The organism is Kineococcus gypseus (assembly GCF_050871305.1).
In the GTDB taxonomy this organism is placed as follows: Bacteria; Actinomycetota; Actinomycetes; order Actinomycetales; family Kineococcaceae; genus Kineococcus; species Kineococcus gypseus.
Genome location: NZ_JBJLRD010000045.1, coordinates 1 through 26,193 on the forward strand (window position 1 = coordinate 1; position 26,193 = coordinate 26,193).

Sequence of the window (26,193 nt, forward strand, 5' to 3'; positions counted from 1 at the left end):
ATTGCGGGGGGGGGGGGGGGGGGGGGGGGGGGGTTGGGGGCCGGGGCCGGGGGGGGGGGGGGGGGGGGGGGGGGGGGGGGGCCCCCCCCCCCCCCCCACGACAGGAGCACGCGTTGACCTGTACCACCACGGCCCCGCGGCCGCGAGAGCTGCCGACGCTCACCTCGCTGCGGGCCGCCGCGGCCCTGTTCGTCGTCGCCTACCACCTCTCGCGCTGGGGCGTGCTGCCCTGGCCGGCCGACGGGGTCGGCGTGACGGGCGTGACCTTCTTCTTCGTCCTCTCGGGCTTCCTGCTCACCTGGGGCTACCGCGGTGGCCTCGACGCGCGGCGCTTCTACGCCCGGCGCCTGGCGCGGGTGTGGCCCGCCCACGCCGTGGTGTGGTGCGCCGCGCTGCTCGTGCCGATCACCGCGCACCCGCTGACCGCGGGCTCCGCCGTGACGAACCTGCTCCTGGTGCAGTCCTGGGCGCCGTCCCTCGGGTACGTGTTCGGCGCCAACGGCGTGGCCTGGTCCCTCTCGTGCGAGGTGGCCTTCTACGCCGTCTTCCCCTTCGCGGTCGCCCGGATGGCCCGCTGGGGCACCCGCACCGCGGTCCGCGTGGCCGCCGCGGCGTTCCTCGCGGAGACCGCCGTCGCCGTGGCCGTGACCGTCCCGGGCACCCCGGTGTGGCTGGCCCTGGCCGGCTTCTCGAACCCGCTGCTGCGGCTGCCGGAGTTCCTGCTGGGCATCGCCGCCGCCCTGGCCGTGCGCTCCGGCTGGCGGCCCTCGTGGCGGGCGCTGCTCGCCGCGCTCGCGCTGTGCCTGGGCGGTCTGGCCGTCCTGCACGACCGCCCCGCGCCGAACGTGTGGACCGCGCCGCTGTACGTGGTGCTCATCGCGCTCGCCGCCGCCCGGGACTGCTCGCCGCGGCGCAGCCCGCTGGCCGCGCGACCGCTGGTGTACGCGGGGAAGGTCTCCTTCGCCCTCTACCTCGTGCACGAGCTCGTCATCATCAACCTGCGCCCGCTGCTCGGCACCGGGCCGCTGGCCGCGGCGGGCATGGTGGCCGCCTCCGCCGCGGGCGCGGTGCTGCTGCACCACGCGGTCGAGCTGCCCGCGCAGGCGCTCCTCGTGCGCCGGCTGCCCGCCGCGCGGGGCGGGGCGCCGCGGCCGCGGCGCGCGCCCGAGGAGCAGGTGGTGCGCGAGCAGCCGGCGGTCCCCGGTCAGCGCCGGCGCGGCCGGGACGCGCCGCTGGTCGTCGACCTGACCACCCCCGCGCACCGGGACGTGGAGGAGGCGCCGCGGGCCTGAGGCGCCCCGGCCGGCTCCCCCACGTCCCGGACCGGTGGGTCAGCCCACCACGGTGATGCGGTCCAGCGCCGGCGCGGTGACCGGCGAGCCCGCGCCCAGGTACGCGGTGAAGGCGTCGAGGTCGATGGCGCCGGTGACCTGGTTCGTGCCCGCGGTCAGCGCGCTGAACCCGTCGCCGCCGCCGGCGAGGAAGTTGTTCACCGTGATCCGGTAGCTGGCGGTGTCGCTCACCGGCTCACCGGCGATGGTCAGCGACGCGTCGGGCACGCGGGTGCCGGTGCACGGGTCGGCGCCGGCGGCGGCCGTGGTCCCGGCCGGGTCGACCTGGTACGAGACGCCCGCCGACGGGTACAGGGTGCGTCCCACCTGGAACTGCTGCTCGAGTACGCACTGCAGCTGCGCACCGGTCAGGTCCAGGGTGACGAGGTTGTTGGCGAACGGCTGCACCGTGAACGCCTCCTCGTACGTCACCGGCCCGGCCGGCAGGTCGGCGCGCACGCCGCCGGGGTTCATGAACGCCGCGACCGCGCCGGTCTCGTCGTCCGTGGCCGCCAGCTGCGCGTCGGCGATGACGTCGCCCAGCGCGGACTCGCCGGAGGCGCCCGGGAAGAGCACCTCCTGCTCCCGCAGCAGCGGCTCGGCGGTGGTGCCGACGACCTCGCCCGCGATGGGGCCCAGGGCGGTGCGGTAGTGCTCGATGAGGTACGTCTGGGCCGGGTCCTTCGGCACGTCGCGGGTGACGACGACGTTGTCCGCCGCCGCCCGGACCACGTCGCCGCTGCGGGTGTCCACGCGCAGGTCGATGTCGGTGACCAGGCGTCCGTTGGACCCGGCGCTGGTGACGAGCTTGCCGTCGATCTCGCAGTTGTACGCCTGGTGGGTGTGGCCGCTGACGACGACGTCGATGCTGTCGTCCATGCCGCCCGCGATGTCGACGATCGGGCCGGTCAGGCCGTTGCACGCGTCGACGTCCCACGCGTCCGGGCCGGTCTGCTGCCCGCCCTGGTGCAGCAGCACGACGATGCTCTGCACGCCCTGCCGGCGCAGCTCGCGCGCGTACCGGTTGGCCGTCTCCACCTCGTCGGCGAAGTCCAGGCCCGCCACGCCCTGCTGGCTGACGATGTCCTCGGTGCCCTCGAGCGTCATGCCGATGAAGCCGACGCGCACCCCGGCGACGGACTCGATCGCGTACGGAGGCAGCAGCGGCTCGCCGGTGGCGGTGACGAAGGCGTTGGCCGAGAGGTACTGGAAATCCGCACCCGCGTAGGGGGTGCCGTCGGCGCAGCCGTCGACGGGGTGGCAGCCGCCGTCCTGGATGCGCAGCAGCTCGGCCGAACCCTCGTCGAACTCGTGGTTGCCCACGCTGGCGTAGTCCAGGCCCAGGGCGCTGACGGCCTCGATGGTCGGCTCGTCGTGGAAGGCGGCCGAGAGCAGCGGGGAGGCGCCGATGAGGTCGCCGGCGGCGACCGTGATCGTGTTCTGCCGGCCCTGCGCGTCGGCGAGCTGCCGCACCTGGCTGGCGAGGAACTCGGTGCCACCGGCGTCGACGCTCTGCGCGGTGCCGTCGGCGTTCACGCCGGTCTGCACGCGCCCGCCGGAACCGGAGGGCGGCTCCAGCGCACCGTGCAGGTCGTTGATGGCGAGCAGCTGCACGTCGACGGTGCGGGCGTGGCGCCCGCCCCAGCGCTCCGAGCCGGTCACGGCGGGAGCGACGGCGACGGTGGTGCTGACGAGCGCGGCGGCGGCGACGCCGGCGGCGGCGAGGCGGTGGGGGGACGAGGTGCGCACGGGTCCTCCATCGGGGTGCGGGCGTCACGACCCGCGCGTTCGCGGGACACCGCGAGCCTGTGCCGTGTCGCGCACCGGTGCACGCCGAGGACGTGAAGTGGATCACACCTGCCGGTGAACACCTCCACCACTGCTGCCGGCGTGCACCGCGGCGCCGCTCAGCGCCCGAGGTCGTCGGCCAGCGGCTGGCCGCCGGCGGCCAGGCGCGAGGAGACGCGCCGCACGTCGGCCGCGGCGGCGTCGTCGAGCGTCGCCTCGTGGATGAGGCGCTCGACGTCGGCGGTGGTGATGACCTCGCCCTGCTGGGCCGGGCCGGCCAGTTCGGTGGCGATCTCGTGCACCTCCGCGTCGGTGCACGTGCGGCACAGGATGCCCAGCGGGGTGACGTGGTCCTGGCGCGGGACACCGCGGGGGTAGCCGGCCCGCAGCCGGTCCACGACGCGTGCGGCGGGGTTCGTCGAACCGGTGGCCACGGGTGCCCCTGCTCCTCCTCGACGACGTGCGGGACGACGCCCTCGAAGCTCAGCACCCCGCCGAAGCCGCTGACGACGACGTGGGTCAGACCCACGGCGACGGCGATCAGGAGGAGGGCGAAGCACAGCGCGGCGAGCAGGACCTCGCCGATCGCTCGCAGTTCCAGGACAGCGACGTGTCCCACGGTTCCTCCTCGGGTCCCGGGCCGTCAGAGCGCGGCGGGCGCGCGCTCGCTGCGCTCGCCCGCCTCCCGCTCGTCGTCGACGTTGCCGGCGTGGACGGGGTTCTCGCGCGAGCGGACGACGACGAGCACCGCGAAGGCCGCCAGCGCGGCCACCACCACCAGCGCACCCATCGCTCCCCCGGGGCGATCTCCACCAGCCCCTCGCCCAGGGTGCGGATGATGCGCCAGCCGCCCAGGTAGGTGCCGGACGAGATGGCCAGCGCGCAGGCGAGCTTCACCCAGAACGGGATCTCGGTGGTGCTGGACCAGTGCCCGGAGGCGATGAGGGCCAGGGTGATCACACCCATGGTCTTCTGCGCGTCGTCGGTGCCGTGCGCCGGCGGGACAAGGGAGGCCGAACCCGTCTGCCCCCAGCGGAAACCCGCGTCGGTGAAGCGGGCGGCCACGCCCGAGACGACGCGCCGGACGAGCCAGGTGCCCGCGGTGGCGACGACCGCGGCCACGACCGGCGAGGCGATCGCGGGCACGACCACCTCGCCGAGCACGCCGTCGATCTCCGTGCCGTCGCCGTTCCAGTTCACTCCCGCCCAGCCCAGCCCGGCCACGCCGGCACCGATGAGGCCGCCGAACAGCGCGTGCGAGGAGCTCGACGGCAATCCCAGCAGCCACGTGAGCAGGTTCCAGGCGATCGCCCCGACGAGGCCGGCGAGGACGATGAGCAGCAGCGCGGAACCACCACCGGCGAGCAGTTCCTCGCGCGGCGAGCCGTCGGGGTCCTGGATCCTCACGACCGCGTTGGTGACGGTGAGCGCGACCTCCACCGAGAGGAACGCGCCGACGAGGTCGAGGACCCCGGACAGGGCGACGGCCGCCTCGGGCGGCAGCGCCCCCGTGGCGATGGAGGTGGCCATCGCGTTCGCGGTGTCGTGGAAGCCGCTGGTGGAGTCGAACGAGAGAGCCACCACGACGACCAGCACGAGGACGACGGTTGCGGTCTCCACGTGCTCGACGCTGCACCCGGGAGGGTGGGCGCGACACCCGGCTCCGGTCCCCGCAGCCACGGGTCACCGACAGTCCACCGGGGCGAGGAACCCCCCGTCGGGTGCGGACGTCACGCGCGACGGCTCGGGCGTCGCGGCGGGACGCGGCGGGACGTGGCGCCGGGTGGGGCTCGGAGCCCCAGGCCGGAGTCGAACCGGCGACCACCCGCTTACAAGGCGGGCGCTCTGGCCTCTGAGCTACTGGGGCGGGAGGCGACGGTCCAAGTCTGCCACGCGCCCGGTCGCGGACCTCCCGCGCGCCCGAGAGGGCGCGGGGCCCCGGGAAGCCTCCCGGCGCCCGGGGCGTTGCCGCGGGCGTGAGCAGCACCGACGGGGACCGCCCGGACGACAGCGCGCAGCGAGACGGGCGCGAGGACGGGCGCGAGGACGGGCGGCAGCCCGCCGCGCGCCTGGCCGTCACCCACGACGAGGCCGCGCAGCGCTACGAGGGTCGCCTGGAAGGCGAGCTGGTGGCGCTGGCCGACTACGTGCCCCGCCCGGGCGCCGACGGCGAGGAGGGCGCGGTGCTGGCGTTCGTGCACACCGAGGTCGTGCCCGAGCACCAGGACGAGGGCCTGGCCAGCGCCCTGGTCGACGCCGCGCTGCGCGACGTGCGCGAGCGCGGGCTGAAGGTGCTGCCGGCGTGCTCGTTCGTGCGCCTGCACGTGCGCCGCCACCCGGAGCGGTACGCCGACCTGCTCTGAGCGCCGGCCGCGCGCCGCCGCGGGCTACTGCAGGGCGTCGAAGGGCGAGCGCTCCAGCGGGCGCCAGTCCGGCGAGGCGCCCTGCAGCACCATGACCGTCGCGGCCAGCGCCACCAGCACGAGCAGGGCGATCGCCGCGCCCGTCTCGCGGTCGCCGCGCAGCACGGTGCGCACCACCGTGCGCGTGCCGCGCTGCAGGGAGCGCCCGCCCGGACCGAACCACGCCACGAGCAGGCCGGCCAGCCCGCCCAGCGCCAGCAGCCGCGGCGCGCCGGGGTCAGCGCCCAGCGGGGCACCGGCCAGCGTGCTGCCGATGAAGACGACGCTGGCGCCCACCAGCAGCGGCACCACGGCGGCGAACGCGGTGGACACCGCGGCGCGCAGCAGGTGCCAGGGGGCGGCGGCCGTCACGGCCAGGGCGTCCGTCGAGCGGGGCCCGGCCTCCCAGCGGCGGCGGAACAGCGCCGAGGAGGAGCGGTCCACCGCGCGCGCCAGCACCCCGCCCAGCGCGGCGACCACCACGCCGGCGGTGGGGGCCACGGCCAGGACGCCGACGAGGGCGAGCAGCCCGGCCAGCAGCGTCCAGGTGCGCTGCGGGCGCGCGGGCAGGCCGTTCGAGCCCGTGCGCACCGGGCGCTCGCGCTCGGCGGGGCGATCCTGCGGCCGCGCGCCGGCGGCGGGCGGCGCGAACGGCGCGGCGGGCGCGGGGCGGGTGAGGTCGGCGGCCGGCGGGGGTCCGGGCTGCCGGGGCGCGGTCTGCTCCGGGCCGGGGCCGGGCACGCCGGGGATCCAGCCGGGCGGGGCCTGCCGGGCGCCGGGGCGCTGCGGCGGCTGCGGCACGGGGGTGGTGGGCGCGGCCACCGGCGGCAGCACGGTGGTCGACTCCGCGGCGGACCCCGCCGCGGGGTCCACGGCGGGCCCGGCGGCGGGCTCGCGCGGCGCGTGCGGCGGCGCGGGCTGCGGCGGCGCGGCCGCCGCGACGGCGGGCAGCACCGCCGTCTCCGCGGCGGGCGCCTCCGGCTCGATGAGGGAGGCGAAGCGCGAGGGGCGCTCGGCCGGTCGCGCGCCGGCGGGCGCGGGGGCCGGCACCGGGGCCGGCACCGCCGTGGTGGCGGCCGTGGCCGAGGGCTGCGGGCCGGTGGTGGCCCCGTCCAGGGCGCGCAGCAGCACGTCCGGCAGCGGGCGGTGGGCGGGGTTGACCGCGAGCGCCGCCAGCAGCGGCGCGCGCAGGTCGGCGGGCACGCCCTCGAGGTCGACGTCGGCGCGGCGCACCCGGTCCAGGACAACCTCCATGGGCCCGCTGCCGAAGGGCGGGCGGCCGCTGGCGGCGTAGGCGACGGTGGCCGCCCAGCCCCACCAGTCGGTGGCGGTGGACACGCGCCCGCCGGCGACGACCTCCGGGGAGAGGTAGCCGGGGGTGCCCATGACCAGGCCGGTGGAGGTCAGGCGCACGTCGTCGGCGACGTGGGCGATGCCGAAGTCGATGACGACGGGGGCGCCGTCCAGCAGCAGCACGTTGCTGGGCTTGAGGTCGCGGTGGACCACGCCGGCGGCGTGGATGGCGTGCAGGGCCTCGGCCAGGCCGTGGCCGAGGTCGCGCAGGCGCCCGCCGCGCAGCGGCCCGCGCGAGGAGACCACGGAGTCCAGGGGCGGGCCGGGCACGTAGCGGGTCACCAGGTGCGGCCACGGGGAGTCCACGTCGGCGCTGAGGACCTCGGCCACGCGCGGGGAGCGCACCCGCTCCAGGGTGGCGACCTCGCGGGCCAGGCGGGCGCGCGCGTGCGGGTCGGCGGCGATGTGCGGCTTGAGGACCTTCAGCGCCACGGCGCGGTGCTCGGCGTCCAGCGCCAGCCACACCACGCCCATGCCGCCCTCGCCGACGACGCGGTCGAGGCGGTAGCCGCCCAGGCGGTCGCCGGGGGCCGGGGCGTGCTGGTGGTGGCCGTGCTGGGGGGCGGGGCGCCAGCCGGTGGCCGGGGTGCGCGGGTCCGCGGCCGGGGCGGCCCCGCGCGGCGCCCACGGGTCGCGCTCCCCCGCGCCGGCCCGCTCCCCCGCACCGGCCCGCTCGCCGGGGCGGTCGTGGTGGTCGCCGGCGCCGGGGCGCGCCGGCGCCTCGCCCGGGGTGCGCGGGAAGGGGGTGACCACGCTCCCACGGTACGGCAGGAGGGGCCCGCGGCCGAGGGCCGGCGGGCCCGCGCGGCAGCCCACGGCGGGGTCGCGCCACGCGCCCGCCACGGCGCGTGCAGGGCCCGCGCACGCGGCGTGGCAGGGGTGTGCGCCGCTCGTGGAGGGGTCGGGCGGGGGCCCCGCCGGTAGGGTCGGGCGCACCGACCCCCGAGGAGGACCCTCTCGATGCCCGGTGACTACGACCTGGTGGTGGTGGCCAACCGGCTCCCCGTGGACCGCGTGGAGGAGCCCGACGGGTCGACGTCGTGGCGCCGCAGCCCCGGTGGCCTGGTCACCGCCCTGGAGCCGGTGATGCGGCGCGAGGACGGCGCGTGGGTCGGCTGGGCCGGCTCCGCCGGCGACGCGCCCGAGCCCTTCGACGCCGAGGGCGTGCGCTGCGTGCCCATACCGCTCTCGGAGCAGGAGGTGGAGGAGTACTACGAGGGCTTCTCCAACGGCACGCTGTGGCCGCTGTACCACGACGTGATCGTCGCGCCCGGCTTCCACCGCAGCTGGTGGGACGCCTACGTGCGCGTCAACGAGCGCTTCGCCGAGGCCGCCGCCGCGCAGGCCGCGCACGGCGCCACGGTGTGGGTGCAGGACTACCAGCTGCAGCTGGTGCCGCGGATGCTGCGCACGCGCCGCCCGGACCTGCAGATCGGCTTCTTCAACCACATCCCGTTCCCGCCGTTCGAGATCTTCGCGCAGCTGCCGTGGCGCAAGGCGATCATCGACGGGCTGCTCGGCGCGGACCTCGTGGGCTTCCAGCGCGCCGCGGACGCGAGCAACTTCACCCGCGCCTGCCGCCGCGCGAGCAACCTGCCGGCGCGCGCGGGCCGCGTGCGCCTGGACGACGAGGACGGGCGCGAGGTGCGCGCGGCGTCCTTCCCCATCTCCATCGACTTCCGGGCCCTGGACGAGCTGGCCCAGCGCGAGGACGTCAGGGCGCGCGCCGCGGAGATCCGCCGCGACCTCGGCGACCCGGAGCACCTGCTGCTGGGCATCGACCGCCTCGACTACACCAAGGGGATCCTGCACCGCCTCAAGGCGTTCGAGGAGCTGCTGGACGACGGGCGCATCAGCGCCGGCGAGGCGACCCTGGTGCAGGTCGCCACCCCCAGCCGCGAGCGCGTGGAGCAGTACGTGCAGCTGCGCCAGGACGTGGAGGTGACCGTCGGGCGCGTCAACGGCACGCACTCCACGATCGCGCACACCGCCGTGCACTACCTGCACCACTCCTACGGGCGCGAGGAGATGGCGGCGCTGTACCTGGCCGCCGACGTCATGCTCGTCACCGCGCTGCGCGACGGGATGAACCTGGTCGCCAAGGAGTACGTCGCCTCCCGCCACGACGAGCGCGGCGTGCTGGTGCTCAGCGAGTTCACCGGCGCGGCCGACGAGCTGGGCGGGCAGGCGCTGATGGTCAACCCGCACGACATCGACGGCCTGAAGGAGGCGGTGCTGCGGGCGCTGCGCATGCCGCAGCGGGAGGTGGCCCGCCGCATGCGCGGGCTGCGCCGGCGGGTGGGCGACCACGACGTGCAGCGCTGGGCGGCCTCGTTCCTGGAGGCGCTGGCCGAGCACGCCCCCGACCCGCGGGGCACCGCGGCGGAGGTGGCCGCCAGCGCGGAGCGCTCCGCGTGAGCGCGGAGGGCACCGGGCTGGACGCCGCGCCCGACGCCGGGCCGGACGCCGGGCCGGACGCCGGGCCGGACGCCGGGCTGGACGCCGCGCTCGACGCCGCGCTGGAGGAGTTCGCCGCGCGCGGGCGCGTGCTCGTGGCGCTGGACTTCGACGGCACCCTGGCGCCCATCGTCGACGAGCCGTCCGCGGCCCGGGCGCTGCCGGCGGCCGCGGCGGCGCTGGAGCGGCTGGCCGCGACCACCGACGTCGCGCTGGTCTCCGGCCGGGCGCTGGAGGACCTGCGCGAGCGCGCGCAGGCGCCCGCCGCGGTGGTGCTGGTCGGCGGGCACGGCACGCGCTCCTCGCTGGACGAGGACGCGGCCCCGCTGCCGCCCGAGCGCGCCGCGCTGCTGGCGCGCCTGGGCGAGGAGCTGGACGCGCTGGCTGCCGGGCGCGAGGGCGTGCACGTGGAGCGCAAGCCGGTCTCGGCGGTGCTGCACACCCGCCGCGCCGCGCGCGAGGTGGCCGCCGAGGTGAGCGCGCTGGCGCTGTCCGGGCCCGGGGCGCTGCCGGGCGTGCACGCGATGCGCGGCAAGGAGGTCGTCGAGCTCGGCGCGGTCGAGCTGGGCAAGGGCGGCGGGCTGCGGCGGCTGCGCGAGCGGCTCTCCGCCGCGGGCGCACCCGTGGAGGCCGTGCTCTTCGCCGGCGACGACGTCACCGACGAGGACGCCTTCGCGGTGCTCTCCCCCGCCGCCGGCGACGTGGGCGTGAAGGTGGGCGGGGGTCCCAGCGCCGCGCGGCACCGGGTGGGCTCCCCCGAGGACGTGGCCCGGCTGCTGACCCGGCTGGCGCGGCTGCGCGAGCGCTGAGCGCGCCGGCGGTGCTGCGCCGCGCGGGCGTCAGCGGGCGGTGACCGCCGCGGCGCGCTCGCGCCGGCGGCGCACCCACCAGCGCCCGAACGGGTCGGCGTAGCGGGCCAGCACCGGGCCGAGCACGGCCATCGTCAGCACGTACGCCGCCGCCAGCGCGGCCAGCTGCGGGTCCAGCCCGGCGGCGGTGGCCAGGCCGGCGATGACGATGGAGAACTCCCCGCGCGGCACGAGGGCGGCGCCGGCGCGGATGCGCCCGGGCACGGCGATGCCGACGCGGCGGGCGGCGACCCAGCCGGTGACCAGCTTGGTGGCCACGCCCACCACCACCAGCAGCAGCGCCGGCAGCAGCACCGGCGGCAGGCTCGAGGGGTCGGTGGACAGCCCGAAGGAGACGAAGAAGACCGCCGCGAAGAGGTCGCGCAGCGGCTCCAGGGAGCGGTGCGCCTCCTCCTCCAGGTCGCTGGAGAGGCTGATGCCCAGCAGGAAGGCGCCCACGGCGGCGGACACGTGCAGCGCCTCGGCCACGCCGGCCACCAGCAGCGCCAGGCCCAGCACCCGCAGCAGCGTCACCTCGGCGCTGCCGGCGGAGACGAAGCGCGAGACGTACGAGCCCCAGCGCAGCGCCACGAACAGGGCCACGACCAGGCAGGCCAGGGCGATGAGGACCGAGCCGGTGGCCTGCCACACCCCCGAGGCGGCCAGCACGGCGGTCAGCACCGGCAGGTACACGGCCATGCCGAGGTCCTCGAGCACGAGGATGCCCAGCACGGCGGGGGTCTCGCGGTTGCCCAGGCGGCCGGTGTCGGCCAGGACCTTGGCGACGATGCCCGAGGAGCTGACCGCGGTGATGCCGAACATCGCCAGCGCCCCCGCGGGCCCGTAGCCCAGCAGCAGGCCCAGGGCCGCGCCGGGCAGGCCGTTGAGGACGAGGTCCAGCACGCCCACCGGCGCCTGCCGGCGCAGGTTCCCCAGCAGGTCCCCGGCGGTGTACTCCAGCCCCAGCAGCAGCAGGAGCATGACGACGCCGATCTGGGAGGCGGCCTCGAGGAAGCCCTCGGGCGCGTTCAGCGGCACCACGCCGCCGGCGCCGAAGGCCAGGCCCGCCAGCAGGTACAGCGGCACCGGGGAGATGCCCAGGCGCCCGGCCAGGCGCCCGACCACGCCCAGACCGACGATGATCGCACCGAGCTCGATGAGCAGAGCCGCGGTGTGCACTCCCCGACCAGCCGCCTTCCCGTGTCCGCGGGCGCGAACGCCCGTGCCCGCGGGCGGCGCCCGCGGTCCCGCCTGCGGTCCCGCCCCGGTCCCGCCCGGTCAGCCCTTCTGCAGCACGTGCGCGGTGGCGCGCACGCCCTCCTGGGTGCCGACGACCACGATCTTGTCACCCGCCTGGAAGCGCTGGGACGGCGCGGGCGAGGGGATGACCTCCCCGGCGCGCACCAGGGCCACCACGGAGGCGCCGGTGCGGGTGCGGATGGCCGCGTCGGCCAGGGTGCGGCCCTCGTACGGCGAGCCGGGCTCGACGTAGACGCCCTCGGTGGCCAGGCCCTCGATCTGCTCGCGCAGGCGCGCCAGGCGCTCGATCACGCGCGGCTGGCCCAGCAGCTCCGCGAGCACCTCGGCCTCGTCCGGGTCGAGGTCGACCACGGAGTGGCAGGCGTCGGGGTCGTCCTGCGAGTAGACGAGCAGCTCGCGCTCGCCGCCGCGCGTCGAGATGACGCCGATGCGCCGGCCGCGCGCGGTGGTGAAGTCGTGCCGCAGCCCCACGCCGGGCAGCTTGGTCTCTTCCAGGTCCACGGTCTCCAGTGTCCTCCAGGGACGGGGGAGCCGACGACAGGGGCGCCAGCTGTCCCCCGGACGCCTCGGCGTCCACACCCCTCAACGCGCGCAGCGCCCCGGCCCATCCCGGCGCCCGCGCCGGTGCGCGCCGCGCGCTGTGTCGCTGCTCACAGTGCTTGCCCGCCGCGGGGGCGTGGTGCAACATGCGGGTCACCGCGACGCCGCGACTCCGCGTGCGAGGGCGCCGCGGTGGCCGGGGTCGCGGGCGACTCCACCGGGGCCCAGGGGCCCCCGGAGCTCCCGCCGCGCCGGCGAGGCACCAGCGCCCGGGAGCACCAGCGACCGGGTCCGTTCCACCACGGATCGTCCGGCACGTACCTGCCGGTGGAAGGACACACGATGGCCACGGTCACGTTCGACAAGGCGACGCGCATCTACCCGGGCGGCGACAAGCCCGCCGTGGACGCCCTGGACCTGCACATCGAGGACGGCGAGTTCCTCGTCCTGGTCGGGCCCTCCGGCTGCGGCAAGTCCACCTCGCTGCGCATGCTCGCCGGTCTCGAGGACGTCAACGGCGGGCGCATCCTCATCGGCGACCGCGACGTCACCACGGTCCCCCCGAAGGACCGCGACATCGCGATGGTGTTCCAGAACTACGCGCTGTACCCGCACATGACGGTCGCCGACAACATGGGCTTCGCCCTGAAGATCGCCGGCACCCCCAAGGAGGAGATCAAGCGCCGCGTGCAGGAGGCGGCGAAGATCCTCGACCTGGAGCAGTACCTGACCCGCAAGCCCAAGGCCCTCTCGGGCGGGCAGCGCCAGCGCGTGGCCATGGGCCGCGCCATCGTGCGCCAGCCGCAGGTCTTCCTCATGGACGAGCCGCTGTCCAACCTCGACGCCAAGCTGCGCGTGCAGACGCGCACCCAGATCGCCTCCCTGCAGCGGCGCCTGGGCGTCACCACCGTCTACGTCACCCACGACCAGGTCGAGGCCATGACGATGGGCGACCGCGTGGCGGTGCTCAAGGACGGCCTGCTGCAGCAGGTGGACACCCCCCGCCGGATGTACGACCACCCCAACAACGTCTTCGTCGCCGGCTTCATCGGCTCCCCGGCCATGAACCTGCTGACGCTGGACGTCACCGACGGCGGCGTCAAGCTCGGCGACACCGTGCACCCCATCGAGCGCGCGGCGCTGTCGGCGACCGGCGACAAGCTGACCCTGGGCGTGCGCCCGGAGGACCTGGAGCTGTCCGAGTCCGGCCTGCCGGTGCAGGTCGACGTCGTCGAGGAGCTCGGCGCGGACGCCTACATCTACGGTTCGCTGGCCCAGCCGGGCCAGGAGTCGCACCAGGTCATCGCGCGCGTCGACGGCCGCCGTCCCCCGGCCAAGGGCTCGACGGTGCACTTCACCCCCAAGGTGGGCCACGTGCACCTGTTCGACCAGCACTCGGGCCAGCGCATCGAGGTCTGAGCACGACCCGCACCACGGACGGGCCGCCACCCCGCAGCACGGGGGTGGCGGCCCGCGCCGCGTCCGGGCCCGGCGCGCCCGCGCCCCTGCTGAGAGGATGACCCCGTGAGCACGCCCACCACCACCTCCCTGCAGTTCACCGCGGCCCGGCCGTACCCGGAGCTGCTGGACCTGCCGTGGGACGTGCCGCTGGAGGAGTGGCCCGAGGAGCACCTCGCGGCGCTGCCCCGGGGCATCTCCCGGCACGTCGTGCGCTTCGTCAAGCTGGGCAACCGGGTGCTGGCGGTGAAGGAGACCAACGCCGAGATCGCCCACCGCGAGTACCGCATGCTGCGCATGCTCAACCGCCTCGAGGTGCCCTCGGTCTCCCCCGTGGCCGTCATCACCGGCCGCACCGACCGCTCCGGCGAGCCGCTGAACTCGGTGCTGGTCACCCGGCACCTGCAGTACTCGCTGCCCTACCGGGCCCTGTACAGCCAGACGCTGCGCCCCGACACCGCCAAGCGCGCCGTCGACGCCCTGGCCGTGCTGCTGGTGCGCCTGCACCTGACCGGCTTCTACTGGGGCGACGTGTCGCTGTCGAACACCCTCTTCCGCCGCGACGCCGGCGCCTTCGCCGCCTACCTGGTCGACGCCGAGACCGGTGAGCTGTACGACGAGCTGTCCACCGGCCAGCGCGAGTACGACCTGGACGTGGCGCGCACCAACATCGCCGGCGAGCTCATGGACGTCGTGGCCAGCGGGGCGCTGGAGGTGGAGATGGACGACGTCCTGGCCATCTCCGACCGCATCATCTCGCGCTACCGGGCGCTGTGGCACGAGCTGACCGACCCGGAGTCCTTCGAGCGCGGCGAGCGCTGGCGGGTCGAGGCGCGCATCCGGCGCCTGAACGAGCTGGGCTTCGACGTCGGCGAGCTGGCCATCACCACCGACATCGACGGCACCAGCGTGCGCATCGAGCCCAAGGTCGTCGACGCCGGGCACCACTCCCGGCGCCTGCTGCGCCTGACGGGCCTGGACGCGGAGGAGAACCAGGCCCGCCGGCTGCTCAACGACCTCGACTCCTACCGGGCGGCCACCGACCGGCAGAACGAGGACGAGGAGATCGTCGCCCACGACTGGATGGCGGAGGTCTTCGAGCCGGTGCAGAAGGCCGTGCCGCGCGAGCTGCGCGGCAAGCTGGAGGGCCCGGAGCTCTTCCACGAGGTGCTCGAGCACCGCTGGTACCTCTCCGAGCGCGCCGGGCGCGACGTCGGCCTCGACGAGGCCGTGCACGGCTACGTCGAGGGGGTCCTGCCGGGCAAGCCCGACGAGCGCGCCGTGCTCGGCGTGGACACCCAGGCGATCCGCGTCGTCGCGGACCACTGACCACCGCGACCGCCACCACCGCGACCGCCACCACCACCGCGACCGCCACCACCACCGCCGCGGCCACCCGCCCGCGGCGCCGAACGATCGGAGGACCACCGTGTCCGCTGCCGCCCAGCCGCGCGTCGCCCTGACGGGCGCGTCCGGCAAGCTGGGGCGGGTCGTGCTGCGCGACCTGCTGGAGAACGGGTACTCGGTGCTCGCGCTGGACCAGGTGCCCCCGCCGGGGCTGACCGCCGACGACGACGCGCGGTTCCTGCGCGTGGACCTGACCGACCACGGCTCGGTCGTCGAGGCGCTGGCCGGTCGCAGCGACGAGCGCCCCGGCCCCTTCGACGCCGTCGTGCACCTGGCCGCGATCCCCGCGCCGGGCCTGACGAGCAACTCCGCCACGTTCCGCAACAACGCCACGGCCACCTGGAACGTCTTCGACGCCGCCCGCGCCGCCGGCGTGCGCAACGTGGTGTGGGCCTCCAGCGAGACCCTGCTGGGCCTGCCCTTCGACACCGCCGACCCGCCCTACGCCCCGCTGGACGAGGAGTACCGGGTGCGCCCGGAGTCGACGTACTCCCTGGTCAAGGCGCTCGAGGAGGAGATGGCCCACCACTTCTGCCGGTGGCAGCCGGAGCTGACGATGACGGGCCTGCGCTTCTCCAACGTCATGCACGTGGAGGACTACGCCGGCTTCCCCGCCTTCGACGCCGACCCGCGCCTGCGCAAGTGGAACCTGTGGGGCTACATCGACGCGCGCGACGGCGCGCAGGCGGTGCGCCTGTCGCTGCAGCGCACCGACCCGGGCGTGGAGGTGTTCGTCATCGCCAACGCCGACACCGTCATGAGCCGGCCCTCGGCGGAGCTGATGGCCGAGGTGTTCCCGGGCGTGGAGGTGCGCGGCGAGCTCGGCGAGCACGAGAGCCTGCTGAGCATCGCCAAGGCCCGCCGCGTGCTGGGCTACGAGCCGCAGCACTCCTGGCGCGACCACGTCTGAGGCCCGCCCGCCCCGCCGGAGCCGGTGCCCCGGCGGGGCGCGCCCCGGGCGCCGGGGAGCGGCCCGGCACCGGGCGCCTCAGCGGTGCCTGGCGACCTCGTACAGGGCGATGCCCGCGGCCACGCCGGCGTTGAGGGACTCCACCGCCCCGGCCATCGGGATGCTCACCACCTGGTCGCACGTCTCGCGCACCAGCCGGGACAGCCCGGCGCCCTCGGCGCCGACGACCACGACGATCGGCCCGTCGGCCAGCTGCAGCTGCGGCAGGGCCACGTCGCCGTCGGCGTCCAGGCCGACGACGAACAGGCCGGCCTCCTTGTACTCCTGCAGGGCGCGGGTGAGGTTGGTCGCGCGCGCCACCGGCACGCGCGCGGCCGCGCCCGCGGAGGTCTTCCACGCCGAAGCGGTCATGCCCGCCGCGCGCCGCTCCGGCACGACGACGCCGTGCCCGCCGAAGGCGGCCGCCGAGCGCACCACGGCGCCGAGGTTGCGCGGGTCCGTCACGCCGTCCAGCGCCACCAGCAGCGGCGGGCGGCCGGTGTCCGCGGCGCGCTCGAGCAGGTCCGAGGGGTGCGCGTAGTCGTACGGGGGCACCGAGGCGGCCACGCCCTGGTGCACCGCGCCCTCGGTGAAGCGGTCCAGGTCCGCCCGCGAGGCCTCCAGCAGCGGGATGCCGCGGTCGCCGGCCGCGGCGAGGATCTCCTTGACGCGGTCGTCGGAGTCGATGCGCGCGGCCACGTACACGCCCGTGATGGGCAGCTCGGCGCGCAGCGCCTCGACCAGGGAGTTGCGCCCGGCGATCCACTCCGTCTCGCCGGTGCGCTTGGCGGTGCGCCGCACCGGCGGGCGCCCGCCCGGGCGCGCGTTGGTCGTGGCCGCGCGGTGCGCGGCCTGCGCCGCGCGCGCGGCGGCCGGGTGGCCGGTGCGCTCGGTCGCCTTCGGCGTGGGGCCCCTGCCCTCCAGCGCCCGGCGGTTCTTGCCGCCGGTGCCGATCGTGGGGCCCTTCTTGCCCTTGCTGACAGCGCCTCGGCGCTGGGAGTTGCCCGCCACTACTGCTCACCCTCCAGGGACCACCGGGCTCCGGTGGGCGTGTCCTCGATCACGATGCCCGCGTCCTTGAGGGAGTCGCGCACCGCGTCGGCGGTGGCGAAGTCGCGCGCGGCGCGGGCGGCCGCGCGCTCCTCCAGGCGGGCGCGCACCAGGACGTCGAGCGCGTCGCGCGCCGCGTCGGAGGTGCCCGCCCGCGAGACCCACGGCTCGCCGAGGGGGTCCAGGCCCAGCACGGCCAGCCCGGCGCGCACCTGCTGGTGCGCCTCGAGCAGGGCCGCGCCCGAGCCCTCGGCCAGCGCCTGGTTGCCGCGCCGGGCCGCCTCGTGCAGCACGGCCAGCGCCGCCGGGGTGGCCAGGTCGTCGTCCATCGCCGCCGCGAACGCCGCCGGGACCGCACCGGCCGGGGTGCCGGGGCCCAGCCGCTCGGCGGCGCGGCGCACGAAGCCCTCCAGGCGCGAGTACGCCGCCTCCGCCTCGCCCAGCGAGGTGGGCGACCACTCCAGCGGCGTGCGGTAGTGCGCGGAGACGAGGTAGTAGCGCAGCACCACCGCGCGGTGCTCGCGCAGCAGGGCCGGCACGCCCAGGACGTTGCCCAGCGACTTGCTCATCTTCTCGCCGGCCATCGTCACGAAGTGGTTGTGCAGCCAGTAGTTCGCGAAGCCGTCCCCGGCGGCGCGCGACTGCGCCTGCTCGTTCTCGTGGTGCGGGAAGCGCAGGTCCAGCCCGCCGCCGTGCACGTCGAAGCGCTCGCCGAGGTACCGCCCGGCCATCGCCGAGCACTCCAGGTGCCACCCCGGGCGCCCGCGCCCCCACGGGGTCGGCCACGAGGCGCTGGCCGGCTCGGAGGCCTTCGCGCCCTTCCACAGCGCGAAGTCGCGCGGGTCGCGCTTGCCGCGCGGGTCGGCGTCGGCGGCCGGCTCCATGTCCTCCAGCGACTGGTGCGTCAGGCTGCCGTACTCCGGCCAGGAGCGGACGTCGAAGTAGACGTCGCCGGAGCCGTCGGCGGCCGGGTAGGCGTGCCCGCGCGCGATCAGCCGTTCGATGAGCTCGACCATCTCCGGCACGTGGCCGGTGGCGCGCGGCTCCACGGTGGGCGGCAGCACGCCCAGGGCGGTGTAGGCGGCGGAGAACTCGCGCTCGAAGCGGTAGGCGTGCGCCCACCACTCGACGCCCTCCTCGGCGGCCCTGGCGAGGATCTTGTCGTCGACGTCGGTGACGTTGCGCACCAGCGTGACCTCGTGGCCGGTGGCCGTCAGCCAGCGGCGCAGCACGTCGAAGGCGACCTGCGCGCGCACGTGGCCCAGGTGCGGGGCCCCCTGGGGCGTGGCGCCGCAGACGTAGACGCCGACGTGCCCGGGCCGCAGGGGGACGAAGTCGCGCACCGCGCCGGCGGCGCTGTCGTGGAGGCGCAGGGTCACCCCGCAAGGCTACCGGCCGGGGGCGCCGGCCCCCGCCGCTCGCCGGGCCGGGTTCGGGGGTGCTCGACTAGGGTCGCCGCATGGCCTGGACCGTTCCCGCGATCGTCTCCCGCAGCGGGGGCGCGCCCGTCGAGACCGCCGACGTCGTGGTGCCCGAGCCGGTCGCCGGCGAGGTGGTCGTGGACGTCGCCGCGTGCGGGGTGTGCCACACCGACCTGCACTACCGCGAGGGCGGCATCACCGACGACTACCCCTTCATGCTCGGCCACGAGGCCGCCGGCACGGTCTCCGCGGTCGGCGAGGGCGTCACGGACGTCGCCGTGGGCGACAGCGTCGTGCTGAACTGGCGCGCGGTGTGCGGGCGGTGCCGCGCCTGCAGGCGCGGGCGGCCGCAGTACTGCTTCGCCACGCACAACGCCACGCAGAGGATGACCCTGACCGACGGCACGCCGCTGACCCCGGCGCTGGGCATCGGCGCCTTCGCGCCCAAGACGCTCGTGGCCGCCGGGCAGGCCACCCGCATCGACACCTCCGTGCTCGGCGGCTCCTGGGACCCGGCGGTGGCCGGCCTGCTCGGCTGCGGGGTCATGGCCGGCATCGGCGCCGCCGTGAACACCGCCCCCGTCCAGCGCGGCGACACCGTCGCCGTCATCGGCTGCGGCGGGGTGGGTTGCGCGGCGATCGCCGGGGCGGTGCTGGCCGGCGCCCGGCGCGTCGTCGCGGTCGACATCGACGACAAGAAGCTGGCGTGGGCCCGCCAGCTCGGCGCCACCCACGTGGTGCACTCGCGCGGCCTGGACGAGGACGGCGTGGTCGCCGCCGTGCGCGAGGTCACCGACGGCTTCGGCGCCGACGTGGTCATCGACGCGGTGGGGCGCGCCGAGACGTGGCGGCAGGCGTTCTACGCGCGCGACCTGGCCGGGGTCGTGGTCCTGGTCGGCGTACCGACCCCGGAGGTGCAGCTGCAGGTGCCGCTCCTGGACGTCTTCGGCCGCGGCGGGGCGCTGAAGTCGAGCTGGTACGGCGACTGCCTGCCCGAGCGCGACTTCCCCGCCCTGCTGGAGCTGCACGCGCACGGGCGCCTGCCGCTGGACGCCTTCGTCACCGAGCGCATCGGCCTGGGCGACGTCGAGGAGGCCTTCGCGACGATGCAGCGCGGCGAGGTGCTGCGCTCCGTGGTGGTGATGGACCGGTGAGCGCGCGCGTCGAGCACCTGGTCACCTCCGGCACCTTCAGCCTGGACGGGCAGACCTTCGACGTCGACAACAACGTCTGGCTCGTCGGCGACGACTCCGAGGTCGTCGTCCTGGACGCCCCCCACGACGTCGACGCCATCGCCGCCGCCGTCGGGGACCGGCGCGCGCTGGCGGTGCTGGCCACCCACGCCCACGACGACCACGTGCGCCGCGCCCCCGAGCTCGCCCGCCGGCTGGGCACCGCCGGGCGGGCCGTGCCGGTGCTGCTGCACCCGGCCGACCGGCAGGTGTGGGAGCTGACGCACCCGGGCGAGCCGACCACCGACCTCGTGCACGGCGAGGTCGTCGCCGTGGGCGGCACCGAGCTGCACGTGCTGCACACCCCCGGGCACACCCCCGGGTCGGTGTCCGTCTACGCGCCGGCCCTGGGCACCGTCTTCACCGGCGACACCCTCTTCGCCGGCGGGCCCGGCGCCACCGGGCGCTCCTTCTCCGACTTCGGCACGATCGTGGCCTCGATCCGCGACGTCCTGCTGGGGCTGCCGCCGGAGACGCGCGTGCTCACCGGGCACGGGCAGAGCACCACGATCGGCGACGAGGCCCCCCACCTGCAGGAGTGGATCGACCGGGGTCACTGAGCGTCACCACCACGGGTGGCGGAGTCGCGCGGGCCTGGCAGCATCGCAGCCGTGACCGATCCGACGGGGCAGACCCCCACCGTGAACGTCGTCGAGCGGGGCATCGCCGACGCCTCCCGCTGGGCGCTGCGCCTGCTCGTGCTCGGCGTGGGCGTCGCCGGCCTGCTCTGGCTGCTGGGCAAGGGCTGGTCCCTGCTGCTGCCGCTGCTGCTGGCGGTGCTGCTCAGCGCCATCCTGTGGCCGCTGGCGCAGGTGCTGCGCGCGGTGCTGCCGCGCGCGATCGCCGCGCTGCTGGCCATCCTCATCCTGCTGGCGGTCGTCGTCGGCGTCTTCGCCGCCCTCATCCCCACCGTGGTCGACCAGGCCGGGGACGTGGCCGACTCCGCCGTCGCCGGCCTGGACCAGGTGCAGGGCTGGATCAACGGCCCGCCGCTGAACCTGGGCGACGACCAGATCGGCGGCCTGGTCGACCAGGGCGTCACCGAGCTGCAGAACAACGCCCAGAACATCGCCCTGGGCGTCGTCGGCGGGGTCGGCACGGTGGGCGCCACCATCGGCTCCGGCGTCGTGACGTTCCTGCTCGTGCTGGTGCTGACCTTCTTCTGCCTGGCCGACGGCGACCGGCTGCTGCCCTGGTCGCGCCGCTGGCTGGACGCGAACACCCACCGCCACGCCACCGCGCTGGGCAGCCGGATCTGGGCGACCGTGCGCGGCTACATCCTCTCCCAGGCCGCCGTGGCGCTCGTCGACGCGATCTTCATCGGCGCCGGCCTGGCGATCCTGCGGGTGCCGTTCGCGCTGCCGCTGGCCGTCGCCATCTTCTTCGCCGCGTTCATCCCGATCGTGGGCGCCGTCGTCACCGGCGTGCTCGCCACGCTGGTCGCCCTGGTCACCCTCGGCTGGGTGCAGGCGCTCATCGTGCTGGGCATCGTGCTGCTGGTGCAGCAGATCGAGGGCAACGTGCTGCAGCCGCTGCTGGTCGGCAAGACCCTCGCCCTGCACCCCGCCGTCGTCATCGGCGCGGTGACCGTCGGCGGCACTCTGTTCGGCATCGTCGGCGCGTTCCTCGCCGTGCCCGTCGCCGCGATCATCACGGTGGTGCTGCGCTACGTGCACCACGTGCTGCTGCCGGACGAGCCGGAGAACCCCGCCGAGGAGCACAAGGCCAAGGGCAACCCGCTGCGCCGCAGGACCGCCGCCGAGGAGGCGAAGGCGGCCGCACCCACCACCGCCGGCGCCGCGAGCGGCGCGCACACCCCCGAGCGCCCCTGACGCGGGCGGCTCACCCGCCGGGACGGGCAGCGCCCCCCGCCGCGACGCGCGGCGGGGGGCCCTGCGGCGCTCAGAGCGGGACGACCAGCGCGGTGGCGATCGCCGCGACGCCCTCGCCGCGGCCGGTCAGGCCCAGCCCGTCCGTGGTGGTGCCGGCCACGCTGACCGGCGCGCCGCAGGCGGCGGAGAGCACCGCCTCGGCCTCGGCCCGGCGCGCGCCGATCCTCGGGCGCTCGCCGACGACCTGCACGGAGACGTTGCCGACCTCGAAGCCGGCCGCGCGCACCAGGCGCGCGGCCTCGGCGAGCAGGCGCGCGCCGGAGGCGCCGGCCCACTCCGGGCGCGCGGTGCCGAAGTGGGCGCCCAGGTCGCCCAGGCCCGCGGCGGCGAAGAGGGCGTCGGCGCAGGCGTGCGCGGCGACGTCGCCGTCGGAGTGGCCCTGCGGGCCGCGCGGCTCGTCGGGCCACAGCAGCCCCGCCACCCGGCACTCGCGGCCCTCGGCCAGGGGGTGCACGTCCACACCGGTGCCCACGCGGGGCCAGGTGCCGCGCCCAGCGCTCACGCGCGTCCTCCGCTCAGCAGCGCCTCGGCCAGCACCAGGTCCACGGGCCGGGTGACCTTGAAGGCGGTGTCGTCGCCGGGCACGGTGCGCACCCGGTGGCCCAGGGCCTCGAGCATGCCGGCGTCGTCCGTGGCCGGCGCGGCACCAGTGGCCCCGCGGGCGGCCTCGTGGGCGGCGCGCAGCGGGGCGGGGTCGAAGCCCTGCGGCGTCTGCACCGCCACCAGCTCGCGGCGGTCGACGGTCTCCAGGACCACGTCGCCGGCGACCCGCTTGACGGTGTCGGAGACGGGCAGGACGGGCACCACGGCCACGGCCCCGCCGCGCACCGCGGCGACCACCGCGCGGAAGACCGCCGGCGGGGTGAGGCAGCGCGCGGCGTCGTGCACGAGCACGACGTCCACGCCCGGCGGCAGCGCGGCCAGGCCGCACCGCACCGAGTCCTGCCGCTCGGCGCCGCCGGCGACCACGCGCACGTCCGCCGCGCCCAGCGGGCCCAGCAGCGCGCGCACGTGCTCCTGCCGGCCCTCCGGGGCGACCACCACGACGACGTCGACGACGCCGGACGCGAGGGCGCGCCGGAGGGCATGCACGAGCAGCGGTTCACCGGCCAGCGGGACCAGGGCCTTGGGCAGCCCGGCCCCCAGCCGCTCGCCCCGGCCGGCGGCCGGGACGACGAGCGCGCAGGTCAGGAGGCCAGGACCTCGTCCAGCAGGGACTCGGCCTTGTCCTCGTTGGTGTTCTCGGCGAGGGCGAGCTCGGAGACGAGGATCTGCCGCGCCTTGGCGAGCATGCGCTTCTCGCCGGCCGACAGGCCCCGGTCCTGGTCGCGGCGCCAGAGGTCGCGCACGACCTCGGCCACCTTGATGACGTCGCCCGAGGCGAGCTTCTCGAGGTTCGCCTTGTACCGGCGCGACCAGTTGGTCGGCTCCTCGGCGTAGGGCGTGCGCAGGACCGAGAAGACGCGGTCGAGGCCCTCGCGGCCCACCACGTCGCGGACGCCGACGAGGTCGACGTTCTCGGCGGGCACCTCGATGGTCAGGTCGCCCTGGGCGACCTTGAGGACGAGGTAGAGCTTCTCCTCGCCCTTGATGGTGCGGGTCTTGATCTCCTCGATCAGTGCGGCCCCGTGGTGGGGGTAGACGACCGTTTCGCCGACCGTGAAAGCCATAGAACGTGACCCCTTTCCCTGGTCCCACCTTACCACGGGCAACGGGTGCCGGACACCCTCGGCGAAAGCGTTTGCGCAGGTCAGAGGCTCGCAGCCGCCCCGGCGGCCCCTTGACACACCACCCCTCGGCGTGCTCCGCGCGCGTGGGCACCGCTGCGGCGGGGCCCGCCGGCGGGCCCGGGACCGCCAAGGCGCGGCCACCACGCCGCCACGGCGCCGGCACCGCGCCGCCACGACGCCGCCACGACACCCGGCGCCCGGGCCCGCGGCTACGACTGCCGGTAGTCTGCCCGCGTGAAGCTCCGCCAGCGCGCCGCCGTCGCCCTCGCCACCGCCGCGACCACCGTCGGTGTCGCCGGCTGCTCGGCCTTCTCCCCCGCCGTGGTGCTGCGCCCGTACGACGCCAGCGACGGCCGGAACACCCGGGTGGCGGGCGTGGAGGTGCGCAACGCGCTCGTCGTCTCCCCGGGCCTCGACGAGCCGGGCGTGGTCTCGGTGACGCTGGTGAACTCCTCCGCCGAGGACGCCTCCGTGACGGTCTCCGCCGACCTCGAGGCCGGCGACGCGCCCGTGCAGACGTACTTCGTCCCGGCCGGCGAGCTGGTGCAGGTCGGCGCCACGCAGGCGCTGGCCCTCGACGGCGCGGAGACGACGCCCGTCCCCGGCGAGCAGAACCCCGCGTGGCTGCAGCTGGCGCAGGTGCCGCAGCACCCGGGCGAGACCGTCACGATGACCTTCCGCGCCGCCGGCGAGAGCGCCGAGGTCGACGCCCCCGTGGTGCTGCCCTGCTTCGAGTACGCCGAGCTGACCCCCACCCCGGCCCCCGGCGCCACGGCCGCCCCCGCGCCCGAGGTCCAGTGCGGCGCCGAGACGGACGACTCGCTGCAGCAGGCCGACGACGAGGGCGAGGAGGAGGCCGCCACCACCGGCGGCGACGAGCAGGACACCACCGGCCCCGGGGCCGACACGCAGTCCGGCCCGGAGTCGGGCAGCGGCGCCGCCCCGACCGGCGGCACCGCCGGGCAGTGAGCCCGCGCCGGGGGCGCCGGGCCGCGCGGCGGCCGGCGCCCCGGGCGGCTCAGCCCTCGAACTTGTAGCCCAGCCCCCGCACCGTCACCAGGTGCCGCGGGTTGGAGGGGTCCGGCTCGATCTTGGCGCGCAGACGCTTGACGTGGACGTCGAGGGTCTTGGTGTCGCCGACGTAGTCCGAGCCCCACACGCGGTCGATGAGCTGCACGCGCGTGAGCACGCGCCCGGCGTTGCGCAGCAGCATCTCCAGCAGCTCGAACTCCTTCAGCGGCAGCGGGACCTGCTCGCCGCGCACCGTGACCACGTGCCGGTCCACGTCCATGCGCACCCCGCCGGCCTCGACGGTGGTCTGCACCAGCTCCTCCGGCTCGCCGCCGCGGCGCAGCACGGCGCGCACCCGGGCCAGCAGCTCGCGCGAGGAGTACGGCTTGGTGACGTAGTCGTCCGCGCCGATCTCCAGGCCCACGACCTTGTCGATCTCGGAGTCCTTCGCGGTGAGCATGATGACCGGCACGCTGGAGCGGGTGCGCAGCTGCCGGCACACCTCCGTGCCGGGGATGCCCGGCAGCATCAGGTCCAGCAGCACCAGGTCGGCGCCGGCGCGGTCGAACTCCTCCAGCGCCGCGGGCCCGGTGTCGCTCACCGCCACGTCGTACCCCTCCCGCCGCAGCAGGTAGGACAGCGGGTCCGAGAACGACTCCTCGTCCTCGACCACCAGGATGCGCGTCACGGTCGAACCTCCAGGGGTGAGTCCTCCGGGTCCGCGCCCGGAGGTCGTCGGGTGGCGCCCGCGGGGCCGTGGTGGCCCGTGCGCGGGACGTCCTCGGGGGCGGGCGCGTCCTCGGCCGCGACCTCGGGCCCCTGCGCGCGCGGCAGGCGCAGCGTGAAGGTGGAGCCCTCGCCCTCGACGCTCCACACCCTCACCTCGCCGCCGTGCCGGCCGGCGATGTGCTTGACGATCGACAGGCCCAGGCCGGTGCCGCCCGTCAGCCGCGAGCGGGCCGGGTCCACGCGGTAGAAGCGCTCGAAGATGCGGTCCAGGTCCGCCGGGCTGATGCCCACGCCGCGGTCGGAGACGGCGATGTCCACCGCCGCCGGCGCGGCGGGCTCCTCGCCCAGCCCCGGGCGCACCCGGCGCACCTCCACCACCACGCGGCTGCGCTCCGGGGAGTAGGCCAGGGCGTTGTGCACGAGGTTGCGCAGCGCCGTCACCAGCAGCTCGCGGTCGCCCTTGACGCGCACGCCGCGCTCGCCGGCCACCACGATCCCCGACTCGCGCTGGTGCGCCACGGAGCTGCTGCGGTCGACGGCCTCGGCCACGAGCGCGTCGACCTCCAGCAGCGCCGGGCGCACGGCGTTCTCCTCCGCCTGCAGCCGCGAGAGGTCGATGATCTCCTGCACGAGGGTGGTCAGCCGCTTGGACTCCCGGCGCATCCGGCGGGCGAAGTGGCGCACGGCCTCGGGGTCGTCGGCGGCGTCCTCGACCGCCTCGGACAGCAGCGAGAGCGCCCCCACGGGCGTCTTCAGCTCGTGGCTGACGTTGGCCACGAAGTCGCGGCGCACCGCCTCCACCCGCCGGGACTCGGTGCGGTCCTCCAGCAGCAGCAGCACGTGGCGCGGGCCCAGCGGGGAGACGCGGGCGAGGACCACGGCGGCCGGGCGGCCCAGCCCGGCGGCCAGGTCCACCTCCACCTCCCGCTGGCGCCCGTCGCGCCGGCACGCGCGCACCATCTCGCGCAGCTGCGGGTCGGCCAGCTCGCGCCCGGCCACCACGCCCGAGGCGTAGGAGGCGGCGCTGGCCTTGACCACCTCGTCGGCCGCGTCGAGCACCACCGCCGAGGAGCGCAGCGCCATGAGGACGTCGCTGACGCCGTCGGGCAGGCCCGGCGGCTCGTGCGCGGCCGGCTCGGGGCGCTGCAGGCGCTCGGAGACGCGGAAGGCGATCACCCCGGCGGCACCGGCCAGCACGCCGGCGGCCGCGGCGATGCTGCTCGAGATGTCGCCGACCACGTCTCCAGCCTAAGGTTCCCCGGGGCGGCACCCGCGCCGGCGACCGCGCACCCCGCGGCCCCGCGTGCGATGTTCACACCCGCGCTGGCGCGCGTT

24 protein-coding genes and 1 tRNA gene are annotated in these 26,193 nt (G+C 76.4%); 11 read left to right on the top strand and 14 right to left on the bottom strand.

Annotated features, from left to right (window positions below):
• The first annotated feature begins 113 nt into the window (after positions 1-113).
• Positions 114-1,292 (top strand): acyltransferase family protein, encoded by a 1,179-nt coding sequence (locus ACRYMN_RS15750; protein ID WP_432497010.1) that lies wholly within the window; start codon positions 114-116, stop codon positions 1,290-1,292.
• A 39-nt stretch (positions 1,293-1,331) separates the two neighbouring features.
• Here the strand turns inward: ACRYMN_RS15750 and ACRYMN_RS15755 are convergent, their stop codons facing one another.
• From ACRYMN_RS15755 to ACRYMN_RS15770, 4 genes are all read right to left on the bottom strand, one after another.
• The gene (locus ACRYMN_RS15755) at positions 1,332-3,080 is read right to left on the bottom strand and encodes a bifunctional metallophosphatase/5'-nucleotidase (protein ID WP_432497013.1); all 1,749 of its coding nucleotides are present in this window, start codon (positions 3,078-3,080) and stop codon (positions 1,332-1,334) included.
• 158 nt (positions 3,081-3,238) lie between these two features.
• Entirely contained in the window at positions 3,239-3,553 is a 315-nt protein-coding gene (locus ACRYMN_RS15760) for a DUF3349 domain-containing protein (protein WP_432497016.1), read from the bottom strand.
• Positions 3,554-3,659: 106 nt separating this feature from the next.
• Positions 3,660-4,739 carry an inorganic phosphate transporter gene (locus ACRYMN_RS15765; protein WP_432497019.1) on the bottom strand — a complete coding sequence of 360 codons (1,080 nt, stop codon included), beginning with the start codon at positions 4,737-4,739 and terminating at the stop codon, positions 3,660-3,662.
• 174 nt (positions 4,740-4,913) lie between these two features.
• Positions 4,914-4,986, bottom strand: a tRNA-Thr gene (locus ACRYMN_RS15770).
• 109 nt (positions 4,987-5,095) lie between these two features.
• Between ACRYMN_RS15770 and ACRYMN_RS15775 the strand changes: the two genes are divergently transcribed.
• On the top strand, positions 5,096-5,482 hold the full coding sequence (locus ACRYMN_RS15775) for a GNAT family N-acetyltransferase (protein WP_432497021.1): 387 nt from the start codon (positions 5,096-5,098) through the stop codon (positions 5,480-5,482).
• A 24-nt stretch (positions 5,483-5,506) separates the two neighbouring features.
• On the opposite strand, the gene ACRYMN_RS15780 is transcribed toward ACRYMN_RS15775, so the two are convergent.
• Entirely contained in the window at positions 5,507-7,627 is a 2,121-nt protein-coding gene (locus ACRYMN_RS15780; RefSeq protein WP_432497023.1) for a protein kinase domain-containing protein, read from the bottom strand.
• A 207-nt stretch (positions 7,628-7,834) separates the two neighbouring features.
• Between ACRYMN_RS15780 and ACRYMN_RS15785 the strand changes: the two genes are divergently transcribed.
• Positions 7,835-9,292 (top strand): alpha,alpha-trehalose-phosphate synthase (UDP-forming), encoded by a 1,458-nt coding sequence (locus ACRYMN_RS15785; protein ID WP_432497025.1) that lies wholly within the window; start codon positions 7,835-7,837, stop codon positions 9,290-9,292.
• Complete coding sequence (gene otsB / locus ACRYMN_RS15790; protein WP_432497028.1) at positions 9,289-10,140, top strand: trehalose-phosphatase; 852 nt, start codon at positions 9,289-9,291, stop codon at positions 10,138-10,140. The genes ACRYMN_RS15785 and otsB overlap by 4 nt, the downstream gene beginning before the upstream one ends.
• Before the next feature lie 30 nt (positions 10,141-10,170).
• Here otsB and ACRYMN_RS15795 read toward each other — a convergent pair whose 3' ends face one another.
• Entirely contained in the window at positions 10,171-11,358 is a 1,188-nt protein-coding gene (locus tag ACRYMN_RS15795; protein WP_432497030.1) for a cation:proton antiporter, read from the bottom strand.
• Positions 11,359-11,457: 99 nt separating this feature from the next.
• Positions 11,458-11,940 (bottom strand): cation:proton antiporter regulatory subunit, encoded by a 483-nt coding sequence (locus tag ACRYMN_RS15800; protein WP_432497032.1) that lies wholly within the window; start codon positions 11,938-11,940, stop codon positions 11,458-11,460.
• 381 nt (positions 11,941-12,321) lie between these two features.
• Here ACRYMN_RS15800 and ACRYMN_RS15805 point away from each other — a divergent pair, with 381 nt between their 5' ends.
• From ACRYMN_RS15805 to ACRYMN_RS15815, 3 genes are all read left to right on the top strand, one after another.
• On the top strand, positions 12,322-13,398 hold the full coding sequence (locus ACRYMN_RS15805; RefSeq protein ID WP_432497035.1) for an ABC transporter ATP-binding protein: 1,077 nt from the start codon (positions 12,322-12,324) through the stop codon (positions 13,396-13,398).
• Between the two features lie 105 nt (positions 13,399-13,503).
• Complete coding sequence (locus ACRYMN_RS15810; protein WP_432497037.1) at positions 13,504-14,766, top strand: DUF4032 domain-containing protein; 1,263 nt, start codon at positions 13,504-13,506, stop codon at positions 14,764-14,766.
• 100 nt (positions 14,767-14,866) lie between these two features.
• Positions 14,867-15,754: an NAD-dependent epimerase/dehydratase family protein gene (locus ACRYMN_RS15815; RefSeq protein WP_432497039.1), complete on the top strand. Its 888-nt coding sequence runs from the start codon at positions 14,867-14,869 to the stop codon at positions 15,752-15,754.
• Between the two features lie 78 nt (positions 15,755-15,832).
• On the opposite strand, the gene rlmB is transcribed toward ACRYMN_RS15815, so the two are convergent.
• Both rlmB and cysS read right to left on the bottom strand, forming a co-directional pair.
• Entirely contained in the window at positions 15,833-16,804 is a 972-nt protein-coding gene (rlmB, locus tag ACRYMN_RS15820) for a 23S rRNA (guanosine(2251)-2'-O)-methyltransferase RlmB (protein WP_432497042.1), read from the bottom strand.
• Positions 16,804-18,222, bottom strand: coding sequence for a cysteine--tRNA ligase (cysS, locus tag ACRYMN_RS15825; RefSeq protein ID WP_432497044.1), 1,419 nt, complete (start codon positions 18,220-18,222; stop codon positions 16,804-16,806). Before cysS ends, rlmB begins: the two co-directional genes overlap by 1 nt.
• 80 nt (positions 18,223-18,302) lie before the next feature.
• On the opposite strand from cysS, the gene ACRYMN_RS15830 reads away from it, so the two are divergent.
• From ACRYMN_RS15830 to ACRYMN_RS15840, 3 genes are read left to right on the top strand one after another with little or no spacing between them, the layout of a single operon-like run.
• The gene (locus ACRYMN_RS15830) at positions 18,303-19,418 is read left to right on the top strand and encodes an S-(hydroxymethyl)mycothiol dehydrogenase (protein WP_432497047.1); all 1,116 of its coding nucleotides are present in this window, start codon (positions 18,303-18,305) and stop codon (positions 19,416-19,418) included.
• Entirely contained in the window at positions 19,415-20,056 is a 642-nt protein-coding gene (locus tag ACRYMN_RS15835; protein WP_432497049.1) for an MBL fold metallo-hydrolase, read from the top strand. Before ACRYMN_RS15830 ends, ACRYMN_RS15835 begins: the two co-directional genes overlap by 4 nt.
• 51 nt (positions 20,057-20,107) lie before the next feature.
• Positions 20,108-21,328 (top strand): AI-2E family transporter, encoded by a 1,221-nt coding sequence (locus ACRYMN_RS15840; RefSeq protein WP_432497051.1) that lies wholly within the window; start codon positions 20,108-20,110, stop codon positions 21,326-21,328.
• Positions 21,329-21,398: 70 nt separating this feature from the next.
• Here the strand turns inward: ACRYMN_RS15840 and ispF are convergent, their stop codons facing one another.
• The 3 genes from ispF to ACRYMN_RS15855 are packed head-to-tail and all read right to left on the bottom strand — an operon-like array spanning position 21,399 to position 23,058.
• Entirely contained in the window at positions 21,399-21,890 is a 492-nt protein-coding gene (gene ispF, locus ACRYMN_RS15845) for a 2-C-methyl-D-erythritol 2,4-cyclodiphosphate synthase (protein ID WP_432497053.1), read from the bottom strand.
• Positions 21,887-22,579, bottom strand: a complete 693-nt coding sequence (ispD, locus tag ACRYMN_RS15850; RefSeq protein WP_432497091.1) for a 2-C-methyl-D-erythritol 4-phosphate cytidylyltransferase — start codon at positions 22,577-22,579, stop codon at positions 21,887-21,889. The genes ispF and ispD overlap by 4 nt, the downstream gene beginning before the upstream one ends.
• The gene (locus ACRYMN_RS15855) at positions 22,576-23,058 is read right to left on the bottom strand and encodes a CarD family transcriptional regulator (RefSeq protein WP_166610666.1); all 483 of its coding nucleotides are present in this window, start codon (positions 23,056-23,058) and stop codon (positions 22,576-22,578) included. The genes ispD and ACRYMN_RS15855 overlap by 4 nt, the downstream gene beginning before the upstream one ends.
• A 294-nt stretch (positions 23,059-23,352) precedes the next feature.
• On the opposite strand from ACRYMN_RS15855, the gene ACRYMN_RS15860 reads away from it, so the two are divergent.
• A complete protein-coding gene (locus ACRYMN_RS15860; protein ID WP_432497056.1) occupies positions 23,353-24,087 on the top strand; it encodes a hypothetical protein in 735 nt (244 codons plus the stop codon).
• 49 nt (positions 24,088-24,136) lie between these two features.
• Here ACRYMN_RS15860 and ACRYMN_RS15865 read toward each other — a convergent pair whose 3' ends face one another.
• A complete protein-coding gene (locus ACRYMN_RS15865; protein WP_432497058.1) occupies positions 24,137-24,817 on the bottom strand; it encodes a winged helix-turn-helix domain-containing protein in 681 nt (226 codons plus the stop codon).
• A complete protein-coding gene (locus ACRYMN_RS15870; RefSeq protein WP_432497060.1) occupies positions 24,814-26,097 on the bottom strand; it encodes a sensor histidine kinase in 1,284 nt (427 codons plus the stop codon). Before ACRYMN_RS15870 ends, ACRYMN_RS15865 begins: the two co-directional genes overlap by 4 nt.
• Positions 26,098-26,193: the final 96 nt, after the last annotated feature.

Coding starts and splice junctions, on each gene's coding strand:
- ACRYMN_RS15805 (WP_432497035.1), top strand. CDS start 12,322: ATGGCCACGGTCACGTTCGACAAGGCGACGCGCATCTACCCGGGCGGC.
- ACRYMN_RS15830 (WP_432497047.1), top strand. CDS start 18,303: ATGGCCTGGACCGTTCCCGCGATCGTCTCCCGCAGCGGGGGCGCGCCC.
- ACRYMN_RS15785 (WP_432497025.1), top strand. CDS start 7,835: ATGCCCGGTGACTACGACCTGGTGGTGGTGGCCAACCGGCTCCCCGTG.
- ACRYMN_RS15855 (WP_166610666.1), bottom strand. CDS start 23,058: ATGGCTTTCACGGTCGGCGAAACGGTCGTCTACCCCCACCACGGGGCC.